The organism is Flagellimonas marina (assembly GCF_042651185.1).
GTDB classification, from domain to species: domain Bacteria; phylum Bacteroidota; class Bacteroidia; order Flavobacteriales; family Flavobacteriaceae; genus Flagellimonas; species Flagellimonas marina.
Genome location: NZ_JBHSCL010000002.1, coordinates 88,268 through 106,294, shown reverse-complemented (window position 1 = coordinate 106,294; position 18,027 = coordinate 88,268). Strand labels below are relative to the sequence as shown.

20 protein-coding genes are annotated in these 18,027 nt (G+C 40.6%); 13 read left to right on the top strand and 7 right to left on the bottom strand.

Annotation, left to right across the window (positions count from 1 at the left end; genetic code table 11):
• The first annotated feature begins 4 nt into the window (after positions 1-4).
• Positions 5-1,087: a chorismate mutase gene (locus ACFOWS_RS00670; protein WP_379761983.1), complete on the top strand. Its 1,083-nt coding sequence runs from the start codon at positions 5-7 to the stop codon at positions 1,085-1,087.
• A gap of 244 nt (positions 1,088-1,331) precedes the next feature.
• Positions 1,332-2,006: a head GIN domain-containing protein gene (locus ACFOWS_RS00665; protein WP_366584725.1), complete on the top strand. Its 675-nt coding sequence runs from the start codon at positions 1,332-1,334 to the stop codon at positions 2,004-2,006.
• A gap of 65 nt (positions 2,007-2,071) precedes the next feature.
• Here ACFOWS_RS00665 and ACFOWS_RS00660 read toward each other — a convergent pair whose 3' ends face one another.
• The gene (locus tag ACFOWS_RS00660) at positions 2,072-2,512 is read right to left on the bottom strand and encodes a hypothetical protein (protein WP_379761980.1); all 441 of its coding nucleotides are present in this window, start codon (positions 2,510-2,512) and stop codon (positions 2,072-2,074) included.
• A 94-nt stretch (positions 2,513-2,606) separates the two neighbouring features.
• Here ACFOWS_RS00660 and rsgA point away from each other — a divergent pair, with 94 nt between their 5' ends.
• From rsgA to ACFOWS_RS00610, 10 genes are all read left to right on the top strand, one after another.
• Positions 2,607-3,548 (top strand): ribosome small subunit-dependent GTPase A, encoded by a 942-nt coding sequence (rsgA, locus tag ACFOWS_RS00655; protein ID WP_379761978.1) that lies wholly within the window; start codon positions 2,607-2,609, stop codon positions 3,546-3,548.
• Positions 3,545-3,997, top strand: a complete 453-nt coding sequence (dtd, locus tag ACFOWS_RS00650; RefSeq protein WP_379761975.1) for a D-aminoacyl-tRNA deacylase — start codon at positions 3,545-3,547, stop codon at positions 3,995-3,997. The genes rsgA and dtd overlap by 4 nt, the downstream gene beginning before the upstream one ends.
• Positions 3,997-4,323 carry a nucleotide pyrophosphohydrolase gene (locus tag ACFOWS_RS00645; RefSeq protein WP_379761972.1) on the top strand — a complete coding sequence of 109 codons (327 nt, stop codon included), beginning with the start codon at positions 3,997-3,999 and terminating at the stop codon, positions 4,321-4,323. Before dtd ends, ACFOWS_RS00645 begins: the two co-directional genes overlap by 1 nt.
• 71 nt (positions 4,324-4,394) lie before the next feature.
• Positions 4,395-5,624, top strand: a complete 1,230-nt coding sequence (locus tag ACFOWS_RS00640) for a 3-phosphoshikimate 1-carboxyvinyltransferase (protein WP_379761970.1) — start codon at positions 4,395-4,397, stop codon at positions 5,622-5,624.
• An 86-nt stretch (positions 5,625-5,710) separates the two neighbouring features.
• Positions 5,711-6,760 carry a tRNA preQ1(34) S-adenosylmethionine ribosyltransferase-isomerase QueA gene (queA, locus tag ACFOWS_RS00635; RefSeq protein ID WP_366584715.1) on the top strand — a complete coding sequence of 350 codons (1,050 nt, stop codon included), beginning with the start codon at positions 5,711-5,713 and terminating at the stop codon, positions 6,758-6,760.
• Between the two features lie 75 nt (positions 6,761-6,835).
• Entirely contained in the window at positions 6,836-7,876 is a 1,041-nt protein-coding gene (gene rlmN / locus ACFOWS_RS00630; RefSeq protein ID WP_379761967.1) for a 23S rRNA (adenine(2503)-C(2))-methyltransferase RlmN, read from the top strand.
• A 233-nt stretch (positions 7,877-8,109) separates the two neighbouring features.
• Positions 8,110-9,084, top strand: coding sequence for a polyprenyl synthetase family protein (locus ACFOWS_RS00625; RefSeq protein WP_379761966.1), 975 nt, complete (start codon positions 8,110-8,112; stop codon positions 9,082-9,084).
• A gap of 110 nt (positions 9,085-9,194) precedes the next feature.
• On the top strand, positions 9,195-9,770 hold the full coding sequence (locus ACFOWS_RS00620; RefSeq protein ID WP_379761965.1) for an RNA polymerase sigma factor: 576 nt from the start codon (positions 9,195-9,197) through the stop codon (positions 9,768-9,770).
• A 5-nt stretch (positions 9,771-9,775) separates the two neighbouring features.
• Positions 9,776-10,498 carry a hypothetical protein gene (locus ACFOWS_RS00615; RefSeq protein WP_379761964.1) on the top strand — a complete coding sequence of 241 codons (723 nt, stop codon included), beginning with the start codon at positions 9,776-9,778 and terminating at the stop codon, positions 10,496-10,498.
• Positions 10,499-10,584: 86 nt separating this feature from the next.
• A complete protein-coding gene (locus ACFOWS_RS00610; RefSeq protein ID WP_379761963.1) occupies positions 10,585-11,652 on the top strand; it encodes a hypothetical protein in 1,068 nt (355 codons plus the stop codon).
• A gap of 16 nt (positions 11,653-11,668) precedes the next feature.
• Here the strand turns inward: ACFOWS_RS00610 and ACFOWS_RS00605 are convergent, their stop codons facing one another.
• Positions 11,669-11,911: a zinc-ribbon domain-containing protein gene (locus ACFOWS_RS00605; RefSeq protein ID WP_379761961.1), complete on the bottom strand. Its 243-nt coding sequence runs from the start codon at positions 11,909-11,911 to the stop codon at positions 11,669-11,671.
• Between the two features lie 120 nt (positions 11,912-12,031).
• Here ACFOWS_RS00605 and ACFOWS_RS00600 point away from each other — a divergent pair, with 120 nt between their 5' ends.
• A complete protein-coding gene (locus ACFOWS_RS00600; RefSeq protein ID WP_379761960.1) occupies positions 12,032-12,661 on the top strand; it encodes a 2OG-Fe(II) oxygenase in 630 nt (209 codons plus the stop codon).
• A 3-nt stretch (positions 12,662-12,664) separates the two neighbouring features.
• On the opposite strand, the gene ACFOWS_RS00595 is transcribed toward ACFOWS_RS00600, so the two are convergent.
• The 5 genes from ACFOWS_RS00595 to ACFOWS_RS00575 form a co-directional block, all read right to left on the bottom strand.
• Complete coding sequence (locus ACFOWS_RS00595; RefSeq protein WP_379761959.1) at positions 12,665-12,973, bottom strand: phosphoribosylpyrophosphate synthetase; 309 nt, start codon at positions 12,971-12,973, stop codon at positions 12,665-12,667.
• A gap of 42 nt (positions 12,974-13,015) precedes the next feature.
• Positions 13,016-13,822, bottom strand: a complete 807-nt coding sequence (locus ACFOWS_RS00590) for a DUF2971 domain-containing protein (RefSeq protein WP_379761958.1) — start codon at positions 13,820-13,822, stop codon at positions 13,016-13,018.
• 28 nt (positions 13,823-13,850) lie between these two features.
• Positions 13,851-15,677 carry a Xaa-Pro dipeptidyl-peptidase gene (locus ACFOWS_RS00585; RefSeq protein WP_379761957.1) on the bottom strand — a complete coding sequence of 609 codons (1,827 nt, stop codon included), beginning with the start codon at positions 15,675-15,677 and terminating at the stop codon, positions 13,851-13,853.
• Between the two features lie 330 nt (positions 15,678-16,007).
• Positions 16,008-17,120 carry a hypothetical protein gene (locus ACFOWS_RS00580; RefSeq protein ID WP_379761956.1) on the bottom strand — a complete coding sequence of 371 codons (1,113 nt, stop codon included), beginning with the start codon at positions 17,118-17,120 and terminating at the stop codon, positions 16,008-16,010.
• Positions 17,121-17,167: 47 nt separating this feature from the next.
• Complete coding sequence (locus tag ACFOWS_RS00575; protein ID WP_379761955.1) at positions 17,168-18,025, bottom strand: DUF1963 domain-containing protein; 858 nt, start codon at positions 18,023-18,025, stop codon at positions 17,168-17,170.
• Between the last annotated feature and the right edge of the window lie 2 nt (positions 18,026-18,027).

Below are 18,027 nucleotides of genomic sequence, written 5' to 3'. Positions count from 1 at the left end.
TAGTATGGAAAACAATAAACAAATGAGGAAATGGTTGGATGATATGAATCTATCGCATCCATTGGTGATTGCAGGACCCTGTAGTGCCGAAACCGAAGAACAGGTGCTGAAAATAGCCCATGAACTCAAGAATACTGATGTGAACTACTTTCGTTCCGGAATTTGGAAACCTCGCACCCGTCCAGGAAATTTTGAGGGTGTTGGGGCCATCGGATTAAAATGGTTGCAGAAAGTTAAAGAAGAAACCGGACTAAAGACAGCTACTGAGGTGGCCAATAAGGCCCATGTAGATTTGGCCTTGGAGCACGATATTGACCTTTTATGGATCGGGGCAAGATCTACAGTAAGTCCGTTTATAGTTCAGGAAATTGCCGATGCCCTAAAAGGAACGGATAAAATTGTACTGGTGAAGAACCCGGTAAACCCAGACCTTTCGCTTTGGTTGGGTGCTGTGGAAAGGTTGTATTCCGCAGATATTGAAAAGTTGGGAGTGATTCACAGAGGGTTTTCAACCTATGAAAAGACCAAATACAGAAATATTCCAGAATGGCAATTGGCCATTGAACTACAGACCAAATTTCCTGATTTGCCAATTATTAATGATCCCAGCCACATTACAGGGAAACGTGATATGATTTTTGATGTATCCCAGACGGCTTTGGATTTAAATTTTGATGGTTTGATCATAGAGACCCATTACGATCCGGACAATGCCTGGAGTGATGCTGCACAGCAAGTAACCCCAAAAACATTGATACAGATTATGAAAGACCTCCGTATCAGAAAAGAAACCGATGAAGAAGCAGAATACAACAGCAAATTAAGCAACTTAAGAGCCCAAATTGATGTGTTGGATAACCAATTGATTGATCTTTTGGGAAAACGGATGAAGGTTTCTGATGGTATTGGCGAGTTGAAAAAACAAAAGAATGTAGCCGTATTGCAAAGCAATCGTTGGAACGCCATTTTGGGTAATATGATCTTAGAAGGAGAACAACGGGGATTAAGTGAGGAATTTGTGTTGAAGATGTTCAAGGCCATTCACCAAGAATCTATTAACCATCAAGAGAAAATTATCAACGCTTAGTGCGAGTTTAAGGTTGGTATAAACAATTTAGGATGTCAGGCTGAGCGCAGTCGAAGCCTTATTAAGACTTGAATCGTTCTCGATTTTTACTTGAACTGGCATTGATTTAAGTTTCAAAAAACCATAGTTTTAAAACTGTTTGGAGGCGGAAACCTAAAAGTTCTGCATTTCAAACAGTTTTTTTATGCCCAAACTGTAACAGTAGGTCAAGACTTTACTCTTTATAGACGTAAAAAACACTATCATGAGAAAAATCTATACCCTTTGTTTGCTGTTGCTGCCCATGACCTTCTTTGCTCAACGCATGATTGATACTGAAGTGGGTGACTTTGATAAGATCAAGGTTTTTGATTTGATTGAAGTAAATCTTATCCAATCGGATGAGAACCGAATCACCATAAAAGGTTGGAATGTGGATGATATTAAATGGACCAACAAGAATGGTGTCTTGAAACTTCGTATGCAGTTGGACAAAAAGTTTCAAGGTGAGGATACCTTTATCGAGGTGTATTATACCAATCTGGAGGTGATTGATGGCAATGAAGGAGCCAAGATTACCTGTAACGAATTGGTAAAGAAGAGCAAGATTGAGTTGAGAGCTCAAGAAGGGGCTCGTATACAGATTGGAATGGATGTGGCCCATGCAGATATTCGGGCAGTTACAGGCGGAATTGTGGAAGCATCAGGTTTGGCAGAAAACCAATCCATTGTAATCAATACCGGAGGAATTTTTGATGGGAGAAACTTACGAACTTCCAGTACAGATATAAAAATATCAGCAGGAGGTGAGGCCGACGTGTTTGCATCGGAGATGGTGGACATCAACCTTAAAGCGGGTGGTGATGTAACGGTTTATGGAAAGCCCAAAAGGGTACATAAAAAGACCTTTGCCGGGGGACGTGTTTATATGCGGGACTGATTCAGAAAATAAAAAGGCCCTTTGGTTATTCAAAGGGCCTTTTTTGTCAAAATGTGACAAAAGAATTACTTCTTAAAAATGTATCGGGTAATAAAGATACCTTGTCCATCACCTTTACCACCTTCACTTTCAACACCACTTACCACAAACGCCAATTCCCAACCGTTGGAAATCATATCATTGATCATAGAGGTGATCATGGCATCATTGGCTGCAATGTTCTGGAAGCGAATACCGCCCAAGTTGTAGAAGTTCAATAATTTGGTTTCCTCAAAGTTCTTTACTCGGATTTCACTTCGGTCAGACTTGTTCCTGGTGTTGTCGTCTTCGGTCTGTACACTTGTAAACTCTTTGTAATCCTTGTCTTCAAGCGCATTGATGATTCTAGATCTACCCAAGCCATTGGGTACAATGGATTCCACGCTGGTGATGACCTTGTACTGTTGGGCGTTCATGCTGAATGCTGCAGCTAGGGTTATCACTGCCGTAAAAATGATTTTTTTCATAATAAATAAGTTGTTGATAGTTAAAACTGTAGACAAAGATATACGCACAAAAAGAAGGATTATTGTTTCTTTGTAATGAAAATATGAACAAATAGTGAACGGAACTGTTTATAAATCCACGGGAAGCTGGTATACTGTTAAAACTGAAGGAGGCACATTTTACGAATGCCGAATCAAAGGAAAGTTCCGTACCCAAGAAATTAAAAGTACAAATCCCATTGCGGTAGGGGATGAAGTGATTTTTGAATTGGAAAGTATTGGCGATGAAACCGTTGGGGTGATTTCGGAAATCAAGGAAAGGAATAATTACATTATCCGTAAATCCGTAAAACTATCCAAACAGACCCATATAATCGCGGCCAATTTAGATCAGGTTTTCTTATTGGTCACTTTGAACAACCCTACCACCTTCACCAGTTTTATAGATCGATTTTTGGTAACGGCAGAGGCCTACGATATTCCTGTGGTTCTGCTCTTCAACAAAATGGATGTATATGACAAGGAAGAAATGGTCGAGGTAAATTATCTGGTTAAATTATATACAGATATTGGCTACCACTGCATTGAAATTGCCGCCAAGGAAGGCAAGAATGTAAACAAGGTTAAGGAATTGATGCTGAATAAAACAAGCATGTTCGCGGGGCATTCCGGAGTGGGAAAATCCACCTTGGTCAATGCTTTGGAGCCTGGACTTCGATTAAAAACGGCAGAAATATCGGAGCAACATTTGCAGGGTCAGCATACTACTACTTTTGCTGAAATGTATGATCTTTCTTTTGGAGCAAGAATCGTGGATACCCCAGGAATAAAAGGATTTGGTATTGTTGATATGGATGACGATGAGATTGGAGATTATTTTCCTGAATTCTTTAAGCTAAAATCAGAATGCAAATTCAATAATTGTTTGCATTTGGACGAACCCAAATGTGCTGTTAAAGAAGCCTTGGAAAATGATGAAATAGCCTGGAGCCGCTATAGAAGCTATGTGCAAATGGTAACCGGAGAAGAAGAAAATCCATATCGGGAAAGATCATGAGAGCAGTCATACAAAGAGTTTCAAAAGCAAGTGTGACAGTGGATGGCAAAACGGTTTCATCCATTAAAACCGGATTGTTGGTTTTGCTGGGCATTGAAGATACCGATGGCCCCGAAGATATAGAGTGGCTTTCCAAAAAAGTGGCCAACCTGCGTATTTTTAATGATGGTGAGGGAGTGATGAATCGCTCAGTGCTGGATGTAGATGGAGATAGTATTGTGGTAAGTCAATTTACATTGCATGCCCAAACCAAAAAGGGCAATCGACCTTCCTATATTAAAGCGGCAAAACCCGATGTGGCCATTCCCATGTATGAAGCATTTGTGAAAACGCTGGAAGAAGATTTAGGTAAAAAAGTCGGTACAGGAATCTTTGGAGCCGACATGAAAGTGGAGTTGTTAAATGATGGCCCAGTGACTATAATAATTGATACAAAAAACAGACAATAATGAATATTGAGAATGCCCAAAAGGCGGTTGACGAATGGATTAAAAACCACGGGGTACGCTATTTCAATGAGCTGACCAACATGGCCCAGCTTACAGAAGAGGTAGGGGAAGTGGCCCGAATCATTGCCCGTCGATATGGGGAACAAAGTGAAAAAGAATCGGATAAAACCAAAGATTTGGGCGAAGAACTGGCTGATGTACTGTTTGTAGTACTCTGTTTGGCCAACCAAACTGGGATTGATCTTCAAGAGGCGTTTGACAAAAAGCTCGACTTGAAGACCAAACGTGACCATGATCGCCACCAAAATAACAAAAAGCTCAAATAAAGTTGGCCAGCTAGGGAGGAGGTTAGACGCGTTTTTTCTAGTTTTGAATCTTTATTTCAAACAAGAGAACATTGAGACTTCAGCTTTCCATACCCCAAGAGAAAACCATTAAAAAGAGCATTCAAATCACGGGCTCCAAAAGTGAGACCAATCGTTCTTTGTTGCTTCAGGCCCTTTATCCAAACCTGAAAATAGAGAACCTCTCTAATTCCGATGACGGTGTGGTGATGCAACAAGGACTCAAAAAAACTACAGGAGAGGTGGACATCCACCATGCGGGTACCGCCATGCGATTTTTAACGGGCTATTTTGCTTCCCAAGAAGGAAAAGAAGTGGTTCTGACGGGCTCCCAACGGATGCAGGAGCGACCCATTAAAATTTTGGTGGAAGCGCTTCGAGAGCTGGGTGCAGAGATCGATTATGTTAAGAATGAAGGCTACCCGCCCATCAAGATAACTGGAAAAAAATTGGTCAAAAATCAGGTTTCATTGCCTGCCAATATCAGCAGTCAATATATATCATCCCTGCTTTTGATCGCTCCAAGTTTGGAGAATGGTCTGGAATTGGAATTGGTGGGCAAGATTACTTCCGTCCCTTATATTAAAATGACCTTGGCGCTTTTGGAACAGATTGGTGTACAAACCTCTTTTGAGGGCAACCATATAAAAGTCCATCCGCAGAGTGAGGTCGAAGACACCACTTTAGTGGTGGAATCGGACTGGAGTTCTGCGAGCTATTTTTATAGCATTGTGGCTTTGTGCAATGTGGGAACCGAGATTCAATTGTCCTCTTATAAAAGTAATTCACTGCAAGGCGATAGTGTTTTAGCCAAGATTTATACCGATTTTGGGGTTGAAACCACCTTTTTGGACAACACAATTACCTTGACCAAAGTTTCGGATAAGATTCCATCCCATGTAGAATATGAGCTTTCCAATGCTCCAGACATAGCTCAGACCATCACCGTAACTTGCTTGGGACTGGGGATTGGATGTCACCTTGCCGGATTGCACACCTTGCCCATAAAAGAGACCGATCGTTTGGCCGCCTTAAAAACCGAACTTGCCAAACTGGGGGGGCATGTAACAATAGATGCTGAAAGTCTAACCCTTCAGGCTACAAAAACTATCATACCAGATGTGGCAATAGACACCTATAATGATCATAGAATGGCCATGGCCTTTGCTCCCTTGGCATTGCGGACTACCTTGTTCGTAAATGATGCTGGTGTGGTTTCCAAGTCCTATCCTGATTTCTGGAAAGATCTCACCACACTGGGCATTGGCATTCAGGAAGTGTAATTGACATTTAATCACCAAATTACTTGACATCCCCTATGTCGAGGTTGTATATTTGCCATCTTTTAAAAAAATCAAAATAAGTCTACATGAAATTATCAAACTTCAACTTTGAACTACCCAAGGAATTATTGGCCGAATATCCCTCAGAGAACCGGGACGAGTCAAAATTGATGGTAGTTCATCGGGATTCTGGAAAAATTGAGCACAAAATGTTCAAAGACCTAATTGATTATTTTGATGAGGGGGACGTAATGGTGTTGAACAATACCAAGGTGTTTCCTGCGCGACTGTATGGAAATAAGGAAAAGACTGGTGCACGTATTGAAGTTTTCTTGTTGCGTGAGCTCAACCAAGAGCAGCGTCTTTGGGATGTGTTGGTAGACCCCGCTAGAAAGATTCGAATTGGAAACAAATTGTATTTTGGTGAGGACGAAAGTTTGGTAGCTGAGGTGATTGACAATACCACATCAAGAGGTAGAACGTTACGTTTCCTTTATGATGGTTCTTATACCGATTTTAGAAGAAAATTGCGTGAATTGGGTCAGACCCCATTGCCAAAATACATTAAACGTGATGTTGAGCCAGAAGATGAAGAAAGATACCAAACCATTTATGCAAAATATGAAGGAGCGGTAGCGGCACCAACGGCTGGCTTGCACTTCTCCAAACATTTGTTGAAGCGTTTGGAAATAAAGGGAATCGACTTTGCGGAGGTTACCTTGCATGTAGGCTTGGGTACTTTTAACCCTGTTGAGGTGGAAGACCTTTCCAAGCACAAGATGGACAGCGAGGAGTTGGTCATTGATGAAAAGGCAACAGAAGTGGTGAACAAGGCCAAGGATAACAAAAGAAAGGTTTGTGCTGTGGGCACCACGGTAATGCGTGGTCTGGAAAGTGCTGTATCCTCTGAGCATACCTTGAATACGTTTGAAGGATGGACCAACAAGTTTATTTTCCCTCCTTACGATTTCAGTATAGCCAATTGTATGATTACTAACTTCCATTTACCAAAATCTACCTTATTGATGATGGTATCTGCATTTGCGGGTCATGACCTTATCAAAAAAGCTTACAAACAGGCCATTTTAGAGGGATACCGTTTTTACTCCTACGGAGATGCCATGTTGATTTTGTAAATCAAAAACTTAATACAATCTGAAATCCCGTTTGATTCAAAATCAACGGGATTTTTTCTTGATTATCTTTATCCTGTGGAAACCCAAAAGAAGGACATACGCGCATTGACCAAGGAGCAGCTCCGCGACTTTTTTGTGGCGCAGGGCGATAAGGCCTTTCGTGGCAATCAAGTGTATGAATGGTTGTGGCAAAAATCCGCACATTCCTTTGAGGCCATGACCAATATCTCCAAGGAAACCCGTCAAATGCTGGAAGAAAATTTTGTGATCAATCATATTCGGGTGGATCAAATGCAACGCAGTTCTGACGGTACCATTAAAAATGCGGTTCGTTTGCACGATGGTTTGGTCGTTGAATCTGTTCTCATTCCCACGGAAACAAGAACAACGGCCTGTGTTTCAAGTCAGGTGGGTTGTAGTTTGGATTGTCGGTTTTGTGCTACAGCAAGACTCAAACGAATGCGTAACCTTAATCCAGATGAGATTTACGATCAGGTAGTGGCCATTGACAATGAAAGTCGACTGTATTTTGACCGACCCTTGAGCAACATTGTATTTATGGGAATGGGTGAACCTTTGATGAACTACAACAACGTTTTGCAGGCCATTGAGAAAATCACTTCTCCCGAAGGATTAGGCATGTCACCTAAGAGAATCACCTTGTCCACATCCGGAGTTCCCAAAATGATCAGGAAGATGGCAGATGAGGAGGTAAAATTTAAATTGGCGGTTTCCCTTCATTCCGCCATAGATGAGGTTCGGACTTCCATCATGCCATTTAATTCCACTTTTCCTTTAAAAGATTTACGCGAAGCATTGGAATACTGGTACAGCAAGACCAAAAATAGAATCACATACGAATATGTGGTATGGCAGGGCATCAACGACACCCAAGAAGCCGTAGACGCCTTAGTAAAATTCTGCAAATTTGCGCCATCCAAGGTAAACCTTATCGAGTACAACCCTATTGATGATGGCGAATTCCAACAAGCCTCTGAATCAGCCATAAAAATGTATCAGGACACGCTGGAAAGAAACGGAATCACGGTTACTGTTCGTCGTTCCCGAGGAAAGGACATTGATGCAGCCTGCGGACAATTGGCCAATAAGAGTTAGTTTTTAGGAGTTAGGAGTTAGGAGTTAGGAGTTGGGTATTTTGTTTTTTAATTTCCAATAACCAATAACCAATAACCAATAACCAATAACCAATAATCAATAACCAATAATCAAACCCTGCAACTTACCGATACTTTTGTGCTGCTGACTTAAATCTTGTAAGATACTTCCAACAACTCTATCATTTTCTTTACTTTTAGGCTTTCAAAACCAAATTCTCCAAACACGTCACGTTGAAGATAGTTTCTCAGATTAGGGAACCCATAGAGGATGAAATGCAACTTTTTGAGGAAAAGTTTCTCAAGTCGATGTCGTCCAAAGTGGCGTTGTTCAACCGAATCACGTACTACATTGTTAACCGGAAGGGCAAGCAAATGCGGCCCATGTTCGTTTTTTTGACTGCCAAACTGCTCAATGGGGAGGTAAATGAACGCACCTATACCGGAGCATCCATTATTGAGTTGATTCATACTGCAAGTTTGGTACATGATGATGTGGTGGACGATAGCAATAAACGCCGCGGTTTTTTTTCCATCAATGCGTTGTGGAAGAATAAAATTGCTGTTTTGGTGGGCGATTTTTTATTTTCCAAGGGACTTTTGGTTTCATTGGAAAACAAGGATTACGATTTGCTGCATATTATTTCCAATGCGGTGAGGGATATGAGCGAGGGCGAGTTGCTTCAAATTGAAAAAGCCCGACTTTTGGATATTACCGAAGATATTTACTACGATATCATACGTCAAAAAACAGCGACGCTAATTGCAGCTTGTTGTAGTATGGGAGCTTGCTCCGTGAGACCAGATTCTGATGAGGTGGAGACCTTCAGAAAGTTTGGTGAGCTTTGCGGCATGGCCTTTCAAATTAAGGACGACTTGTTTGATTATGGTGCCGAAAAGATTGGGAAGCCCACCGGAATTGACATCAAAGAACAAAAAATGACACTTCCCTTGATTTACGCCTTAAACCATAGTGACAAGGAGAAGAAAAAATGGCTAATCAATTCCATCAAGAATCATAACAAGAACAAGAAACGGGTAAAAGAGGTCATTGCTTATGTCAAGGAAAAAGGGGGGCTGGATTACGCTGTGACCAAGATGTTGGAATTTAAGGACGAAGCTTTGGCCATTTTGGACAACTACCCAGATTCTGAATACAAAAGTGCTTTGACTTTGATGGTCAATTACGTGGTGGACCGTAAAAAATAACCACTTTATGTGATTGTATACCAGTTTTTTACTAAAAATAAGATACTTCAGGCAACGCTTACGCTTTCTATGGCGTCTATATTAATAGAAACAGTTTTGAAGCAACACTTTTGAAAATCATCACTTTGTACGGTAATGAAAACTATTTGATTAGGAAGTCTGTTAAGGGAGATCCACAGGCCCAAAGGTTATTGTATGAAAAGTTTGCCCCTAAAATGTTGAGCGTCTGTCGCCAATATATCAAGGATTTACATTTTGCTGAAGATGTTATGGTCAATGGGTTCATCAAAGTCTTTAAAAATTTGGACTCATTTCAACACAAAGGGAGCTTTGAAGGGTGGATACGGACCATAATGGTGAGGGAAAGCATTTCCTATTTGCGCAAAAGACAGTTTGTGGTCTATGATGATGAGGTTTTTGATGCCCAACGCGAACGGTCAGTTGACAATGAGGGTCTTTTGGATGAGGAATATGTGCAGCAGTTGATTGATGACTTGCCGGAAGGATATAAAACTGTGTTCTTGCTTTACGCCATTGAAGGCTATAATCATCAAGAAATAGCCCAAATGCTGGAGATTTCGGAGGGTACTTCAAAATCGCAATTGTTCAAGGCCAGGAAAATGCTTCAAGAAAATCTAAGTTTAAAAGGAATGTCGCCCAAATCAAGTTCGGCGAACAGAAAATAGCAGATATGGACAAACTCGAAAAACATATCAAAGATAAATTGGAAGGACGAACCATTTCCCCATCTAAAGATGCTTGGGAAAAAATCGCTTCAGAGGTGAAAGTGCCATCACCCAGAAAAAGAAATTCACTGTTTTTATATGCCATTGCCGCTAGCGTAGTGGGTATAGTGTTGATTTCGGTTTTCTTTTTTACCATGGATGAGCCTAAGGTGGAACAAACACAGGTGGTGGAAGCTGACAGCATCGAACCAACGGGGCAGCAAAAGGAAACTACGGTCAACGAATCAATTCAAAAAGAGGATTCCAAGCTGGCGGAAACTAAAATTGAATCACAGATTCTTGAAGCAAAGGCGGATTTGAGCCCAAAACAGTCCAATTACAATTCTGCTGTAGTCAAAAATGAAACAAAAGAGCCCTTTCAGGACGAGATACGGATAAATTCAGGCCAATTGATAGCGCAAAAAGTGGAAGAGGTTGTGGCTCAGGTTGCGCTCATGGAACGTGTAAAAAAAGACGTTTCTGATGCCGAAGTAGATTCGTTGTTGCGTGCCGCCCAACGGCAAATATTGGCAGATAGGGTATTCCTCAACGGGCAATCAGTGGATGCCGGGGCCTTACTTGCAGAAGTAGAGAACGAACTGGACGAATCGTTTAGGGACCAAATTTTTGATGCGCTTAAATCGGGTTACTTTAAACTTAGAACGGCAGTAGCGGACAGAAACAAATAAGAATATTCATCAATCAAAAACAGACCTTCTAAACTTCCTGCCTAAAACGGGCGGGAAGGAGGGAGGTTTATAATCCAAAAACAATCATGAAAACAATTACATTTTACGTAACACTTCTTTTGCTGTTCCTGATTTCTCAATGTCTTCTAGCTCAAGAAGATTATAAAAAGGAAATAGAGGCGCTTAGAGTTGAAAAAGAGCGAATCGTTGAACAAGAAAAAGAGGCGTTAAAGGAGGAGGTGAAAGACATTAATAACCGTATTGAGAGCGGGGATATTTCTGAGGCCGAAGCGAAATTGCTTAAGGAAGATGTGGCTAGAAGAAGAGCACTTAATATTGAGAATCGCACTGCAATCATTGAAAATAGAATTGCATTGTTAGAAAGGAATGAAGGCAAGGTCTTGCGTTTAACAAATGAGGATTTTTATGATGAGGATACAAGAATTGGAATTCATATTGATGGAAAACCTGCTTTTTCATTTCGCCCCAAAAGATGGGAAAGAGACCTCAAGTACGATAGGCGCACCTATTCTGATTTGGTACTGGCCATAGGTTTCAATAATGCCTTGATTGAAGGACAATCCTTGGATGATTCTCCTTATAGGGTTGGAGGAAGTCGTTTTTTTGAAATGGGTTGGCAGTGGAGAACCCGGGTTTTTAGGAATTCCAATTGGATGCGGTTTCATTATGGATTTTCATTCCAGTTCAATGGCCTAAAGCCAGAAAATAACCAGATTTTTGTACAGAATGGTGATCAAACCGTCTTGGAAGAATTTGAATACGATTTGAACAAAGCAAAGTTACGTATGGATAATTTGGTTTTTCCCGTACATTTTGAATTTGGCCCTTCGCGTTTTCGAAAAACAGAAAAAACCATTCGATATTCCATCAGAGACCAATTTAGGATAGGCGTTGGGGGGTATGGCGGATTTAATTTAGGGACACGTCAAAAACTGAAATATAACCGGGACGGTGAGGACATAAAAGATAAGCTTAAAAGGGATTACAACACCAGTGACTTGATTTATGGACTTAGCGGCTATGTGGGGGTTGATGGCGTACTGCTTTATATAAAGTATGATTTGAACCCCATTTTTAAGGATGCAGTAGTAGAACAAAATAATATCTCTGTGGGACTTCGGTTCGACCTTTAAGTCAAATTGCTAGGCATTATGTGGTAAGGGCTCTTTCCATTTCAGTAGTGAATTCTTCCTTATAATACACCCGCTTGCAATGGGAACATTCAGCGTACTTGACGTTGTTGAGGGTGAAAATGGGAATCCAGAACAAGTGGGCATAATTGGGTTGGCAGGTAACCGTAAGGGTGCCAGTTTGTTGACAATGGGTACATTCCACGTTTTGTAGCGTTTTGGTTTCCTTTTTGCCCGGTCTAGTTCCAAAGAAAAGAATCATAATGAGGTAAAGATTTTATGAACCACGATACTAAAGTATAGGTTTATTTTTCGTGGTAAAAGAAATACCGAAATCATTTCGTTTTTAAATATTTTCTACATTCGCGCACATTTTTAAGAATTGAAGACGTATCACCGTTTGGAGCAGTGGTTTTCTTGGATGGACGACCTCTCCGCAAAGGATTATGTGGTCATTGATCATTTTTTCCAACCCGAAATGTATGCTGAAATCCGGTCTTTTTTTCTCGGAAAGCTTCCCAATTTTACCGAAGCTGGGATTGGGACCAGCACGGACAATCAAATCAATAAAAATATACGAGGCGATTTTACCTATTGGCTAGACCGAAAAAGGGATGTTGAGCTACTGCCTTTTTGGAGTTTGGTGGATGAAATTCTCTATATGTTCAACCGCTACTGTTTTTTGAGCTTATCAGGATATGAGTTCCATTTGGCCCATTATCCGTCTGGGGGGCACTATGATAAACATTTAGATCAATTTGAGAATAGAAATAACCGAATGATATCTGTTGTGATTTATCTGAATGAAGGTTGGCAAAAAGGGGACGGTGGAGAGCTGGAAATTTTTGAAAAAGACGACACCTCATTTTTGGTGGAACCCCTTGCGGCCAGATGCGTACTATTTAAAAGTGCCAAAGTACCACATGCCGTTCTAGAGGCTCATAAGAGCCGATTCAGCTTAACGGGTTGGCTACTGTATCAACCTTCAGCCATAGGCCGTTTCTTGGGGTAGGTTTTAAGCTTTTTTACTGGGTATTTGCCGGATAAGTTCCACATTCTGTCCATGCTCTGCGCTGTAGGACATCACCAAGGTGCCCTTGGTTCCATCATTGGCTTCAATAGCTAAAACGGTGGCTTGATCACCTGGGTTGGTCATGCCTTCAAATCGGTATGAACCCAAAATTATAAGTTCGTTGGGTTGATACTCCTTTTTGGAATACAAGGCCATTATGCAAGTATCATTTGCCTCAAAATCTTCCTTATAGCCATCTTGGGTCAATGTGTTCACAGCTTCGGATAGTGTGGAAAAAGCATAATGTGTCATTGTAATAGGTTTATGATTTGTTCAATTCATCCGATGACGTTGTTACACAGCCATGAATATGTCCGATTTTTTTACATGGATGTCGTTGTTGAACTTAGACACCAAATTTTCAAGGTTGGTTCTTTTCCATTCCTGCATTAAGGGATGGCAGACAATTTCTATTTGAAGGTCGTTGTCGCCTAATGGGAATTTTATAAACTTGAATTTATGGTCTTCCTGCCATTTGGAATGTACGTACAAAAGTAATCGGTACTCTTGCTCGTGCTTATAGGAAGAATCCTTTTTAAAAGCAGAATACCTAAAATTCTGTTTGGACAAATCTGGGTCAAATGGGTTTAAATGCAAGTATTTTACTGAATCGGCTATAAAATGCACTTTATATCCATTTTGTTCCACAAACTTTGCCGCTGCTTTAGTAAGATACGAAATAAAGTCTTCGGCAACTACCTTAATGGCCACAGAATCTTTGTTGGAATAGAGGTTCCACATGGCCATGGATTCCCGTTCACCATGAAACCAACAATTGGCAAACTGTAATTGTTGCTTGTGCTTTCCAAAAACAGGTCTAAATTCTTTGCCTTTCAATAGATTTGGGAACTTTTCCTTTATTTGGGAAACCTTCTCCTTATTCTCGCTCTCATTGATAAGGTCTTCGAGATTGGCCGCTCTCAAATGGGATGTGGACAATCCCTCAATAGGATCTTCCAAAAGATCTAAACGGGTAAAAACCAATTCATTTTTGATGACAAAGTTCAAGAGTTTGTGGAGGTCCAAATATTTCCAAAGAAACTCCCCATGTTTAAAAATTGGCAACTTTATTTTTACCTCACCTTTTTGATCAAATCCCATTTTTAAAAGGTAATGTCAATTACTTAAGTTAAAAGCCTACTTTACCGCCTACAACCGGTAAAGTAAGTTTTGTTTTATCCAAATCTATAGTCAACTTGGTGCCCGGTTCTGGCCAGAGGGTAAATTCTCGATCACTGGAAAAAATCATCAATCCAATCTGCTGACCTTTTGGTATGATTTGGTCATCTGGCATTAAGTTAAATGTTACTTCGTAAAATTTATTGGGAACCAATGGTTCGCTCTTACTAATGGAATTATGATTTTGTGGATCGGCCCAACCACGGGTTATGATATTGTCCGTTATTTTTGTCCTACGGCTATCATTCCACGGTAAAGATACCAACCAAACGGAGAGATTTGCGGCGGGTTTGCTACTGGAAAGCGTCACTGATATTTTTGGAATCCCCGAAATGTGTATATCCTCTGCCAGTATCGGTGAGACATAAATCAACCGATGATCGGTAACTTCGGCTTCTGCCAATGCCGACCCAGAGAAGGAATAATTGTCAACTAGGGTTTCTTTACCTTGGTTACTGGGTTTGTTGCTAGTCAGTCCTCCGCGTGCAGGTGCGCCTTTCGTTAAAAACAAGGTGACATCAGAAGCATCTGGATTGGGATAATCCTTGTATGATGTAGGTTGGTCCCTTTCATCATCCTCTCGCACAATCCACGCTTTTGGGTCGTTTTCAACCCTATTTTCAATGCCAAATAGATAGCGGGTGAACCAACGGTTCATCATTTCAATGGGAGGTGGGCCACCATGACCATTCTGGTGATAGTAAATTTGAACAGGTAGCCCCATTTCTCGGGCTTTGTCATAGATTCTGTAGCTGTGCTCGGGCATTACGTTCCAGTCGTTGAAGCCATGGGACATCAACAAAGCGGCTTTCATGGGTTTCATGTCGTTTAAATAGTCCCGTTCAGCCCAAAAATCGTTATAATCACCTGTAATACGATCCTGTCCATTTTTCATTTCAGTGTCACGAATAACTTTGTTGTTTCGGGCCCTTTTGGACTCATCACCACTGTGGATGAAATCATAAAGCACATCAATATCCTCGCCAAGATATCCACCTGGAGAGCGAACCAATCCATTGGAACGGTAATAATGATAGTATGAGGTATTTGGCGCAATGGGAATAATGGCTTCCAAACCTTCAACCCCAGTTGTGGCGGCAGCTAAGGGTAAAGTGCCATTGTATGAGGTTCCTGTCATGCCCACTTTTCCAGTGGACCAATAGGCTTTCACTTCTTCATTTCCATTGCGCTCAGTGTATCCCTTTGCCCGTCCGCACAACCAATCGATTACCGCTTTTGGGGCAAGCGATTCGTTATCGCCTCCTACAGTTGGAGCACCATCGGAAAGTCCCGTTCCAGGAGACGAGGAGTGTACCACAATATAACCACGTGGCAACCATGTTTGTATTTGCGAATTGGAAATAATGGGTCGTTCCCCAATGCGGTGTACCTCTGGATGTGTTCGTGGTTTTCCAAGCTCGCCCAGTTCATGTTTTACATCCCACATAACACCATCTCCCAAACCTGCTGTTCCAGCATAATAGGGACTGGATTCATAAACTACGGGAAGTTTTAACCCATCGGTATCAGTTTGTTTTGGACGTGTTACATCCACATGCATCCTGTCCAATTTCCCATCCCCGTCAGAATCAAACTCCGTTTCCACCCACAAATCATGTCGAATCCAGTTTTTGGGGTCGGCAAAGGCTTCAACAACCTGAGCTTCACCATTTTCAAAAACAGGTGTGGCTTTTTCAGCCATTTGGGCGTTAATACCTAATTGGCCGAACAATAAAAATGAAATCAACAATAAGAATGGGAATTGTTTTTTCTGCATGATGTATTCTTTGCGTATTTTAAATTTAGTGTTGTGTACCCATATAGTAGAAATTGGGCAAAGTACATTATGCTTCTAAGATAATAAATCTAAAAGGGCTATTTTGATATTGGATTCCCCAAAATTTTGATTTTATTTACCTTTAACAGCTCTCTTAACGTATAACCATTTGATTTCAAAAACCACCATAGACAATGTATGTGAAACTGCCTATACTGAGTTGTTTTTTGGATGACTGTACCCCAGTTTAATTCTTAAAACATCCTTTAGAACTTTTATTGTTGCTATCGGTTGACCTACTAACTGATTGAAATACCATGTTGAAATTTTTTAAGAGTCCGGGAATATAGTTTCTTGGGCATCCACCCGCTTATTGTCCGGGGTAATCTTATATATTTTAGTGGTATCGCTTTTGGAACCAAGCTGACTCAACCAAAGAGTTCCGTTCTTATCAAAGGTGCTGTATTGAATAACACCCGTTGCATTATCCTCAAAAGGATGGGTGCCCAGCTCCATGGTAGGTAAGTGCAATGTTCTAAGAAAATTTTTCTCTGTACCCTCATAGAGATCCCCAGTGATATACTCCCAGTCCCTTAAGATCAATAGAATGGTTTCGTCATCTATTTTGGTTACTTGGGCCAACTCCATACTGTGGTCACTGAGCCCTGTCAAAACCTTGCTTAAAGGATGATCATTTTTACCAAGGATTGAAATCTCATGTAAAAGCTTGCAATGGTCATCACGCACTTGTATAAAGCCCTTTTCATAGTCCACAAACACAATTCCCATGGGCATTGTCAAGGTACTGATGTCATAACTGCTATAATAGATTTCACTAATGCGAAAGGATTTTTTAAGCTTGGACTTTTCAACATCAATAATATGAGCTTCTTGCATGCCATCTATGATCAATAAATCCCCCGTATTGGTGAATACCATGTCTTGTATTTTGTAAAATTCATCCAACCCCAATGGACTGGCAAGGTTGTCCTCGACCCTATGAATTTTAGAGTAGTTTGAGTACCCGCTGGCTAATGCACAGAATAACATATTTGTTGAAGCGGCAAATTTCTTGATCACAAAAGCATCGTCATAGTTGGTACATTCAATTTCAAAGGCTTCGTCTTGGGCGTTGATGCATACAATTGTTGGATGGTCAAGACTTAGATAGACCGTTGGCGTGAAATAAATTTCACCATTTGGTCCTGCCGCAAAAACACTTTTGTATTCATTTATCACATATTTTTTATCGTTAGTGAAACTGTATTTGGTGGCGTTGTCGCCATCAAATTTATAGACATGCGTGATGTGTTCATATGTTGTATAGTCAAAATAGTAACCTATAAACCAAATGTTACCGTTTACGTCGGGTTGCATTATATAAAGAGCATCATCTGGAATGCCCCCTACATTTTTTGTGATTTGAATGTCAATCTTCTTCATTTTGTAAAAAATTTCTTTAAATGGAATAAAAATCTTTATAAATTATATTACGTGCCTGAATAAATGGCATAGCTATCAAACCCGTCTTGAACAAAAACTTCATCAGTATTTACGATGCCATTTTCGGCGTTGACAAAGTAATTATAGTTCCCATCTTCATACCCAATACAAAACACGAGTTTGGAGGTGTCGGGGTCAAAATCTTCCTCTTCTTCTTGCCAAAATGTTGGGCTTCCCAATAAATAGCAGTCATAAGTGGGGTCTGAGATGTCATTGCCCAGTTTCTTTTTTAGGACTTTCTCCAATTTTTCTGCAATGTCAATAATGGGATCGTTATCGCAACCGGCCATGGTAAAGTCAAAAGAAACACCTCCTGAATACCTACTAAATTCAATAGGTTCTAGGCGATTGTTTTTCATGAAGAGCGATATACTGGATGCTTCCAAGTATTCGGACTTCGGATATTCTTTAATTTTCAAGGTATCTATTGGTCCATCATAATAGTAGGTGAAACAGGCACCATCACCATAGTAGTCGCCAAAGAAATAGATGATACCCTTATTAGGAAAGACATTGTTGGCATCACATTCTGCAATATCGCTTAAATTGATTTGTGCAAAAAATACTTGGTCTTCAGGAAAATCGATGGAATCGGGGAGATGGGGAAGTCCATATAGCTTTGAACTTCCAAGAGGAATATGGGTATCACCTTTATATTCAACTTTAGAGTTGATATCAATATAGTTAACGATAGCCTGTTTAAACATTTTTCTCAGCTGCTCAACGCTCAAATCCTCTCCAGATTCATCATTGTATTCTTCGATTTTGCTTTCATCTATTTCAAAATCTTCTATAATTTGCTCAGCCTTTAGGATAATCTCTTTTAATCTTTGTGAAGGTGTCATAA

What these genes read in the sequence shown, in the direction of transcription:
- ACFOWS_RS00670 (WP_379761983.1), top strand. Translation starts at nt 5, where the DNA reads ATGGAAAACAATAAACAAATGAGGAAATGGTTGGATGATATGAATCTA.
- ACFOWS_RS00665 (WP_366584725.1), top strand. Translation starts at nt 1,332, where the DNA reads ATGAGAAAAATCTATACCCTTTGTTTGCTGTTGCTGCCCATGACCTTC.
- ACFOWS_RS00660 (WP_379761980.1), bottom strand. Translation starts at nt 2,512, where the DNA reads ATGAAAAAAATCATTTTTACGGCAGTGATAACCCTAGCTGCAGCATTC.
- dtd (WP_379761975.1), top strand. Translation starts at nt 3,545, where the DNA reads ATGAGAGCAGTCATACAAAGAGTTTCAAAAGCAAGTGTGACAGTGGAT.
- ACFOWS_RS00645 (WP_379761972.1), top strand. Translation starts at nt 3,997, where the DNA reads ATGAATATTGAGAATGCCCAAAAGGCGGTTGACGAATGGATTAAAAAC.
- queA (WP_366584715.1), top strand. Translation starts at nt 5,711, where the DNA reads ATGAAATTATCAAACTTCAACTTTGAACTACCCAAGGAATTATTGGCC.
- ACFOWS_RS00615 (WP_379761964.1), top strand. Translation starts at nt 9,776, where the DNA reads ATGGACAAACTCGAAAAACATATCAAAGATAAATTGGAAGGACGAACC.
- ACFOWS_RS00610 (WP_379761963.1), top strand. Translation starts at nt 10,585, where the DNA reads ATGAAAACAATTACATTTTACGTAACACTTCTTTTGCTGTTCCTGATT.
- ACFOWS_RS00605 (WP_379761961.1), bottom strand. Translation starts at nt 11,911, where the DNA reads ATGATTCTTTTCTTTGGAACTAGACCGGGCAAAAAGGAAACCAAAACG.
- ACFOWS_RS00595 (WP_379761959.1), bottom strand. Translation starts at nt 12,973, where the DNA reads ATGACACATTATGCTTTTTCCACACTATCCGAAGCTGTGAACACATTG.
- ACFOWS_RS00590 (WP_379761958.1), bottom strand. Translation starts at nt 13,822, where the DNA reads ATGGGATTTGATCAAAAAGGTGAGGTAAAAATAAAGTTGCCAATTTTT.
- ACFOWS_RS00585 (WP_379761957.1), bottom strand. Translation starts at nt 15,677, where the DNA reads ATGCAGAAAAAACAATTCCCATTCTTATTGTTGATTTCATTTTTATTG.
- ACFOWS_RS00580 (WP_379761956.1), bottom strand. Translation starts at nt 17,120, where the DNA reads ATGAAGAAGATTGACATTCAAATCACAAAAAATGTAGGGGGCATTCCA.
- ACFOWS_RS00575 (WP_379761955.1), bottom strand. Translation starts at nt 18,025, where the DNA reads ATGACACCTTCACAAAGATTAAAAGAGATTATCCTAAAGGCTGAGCAA.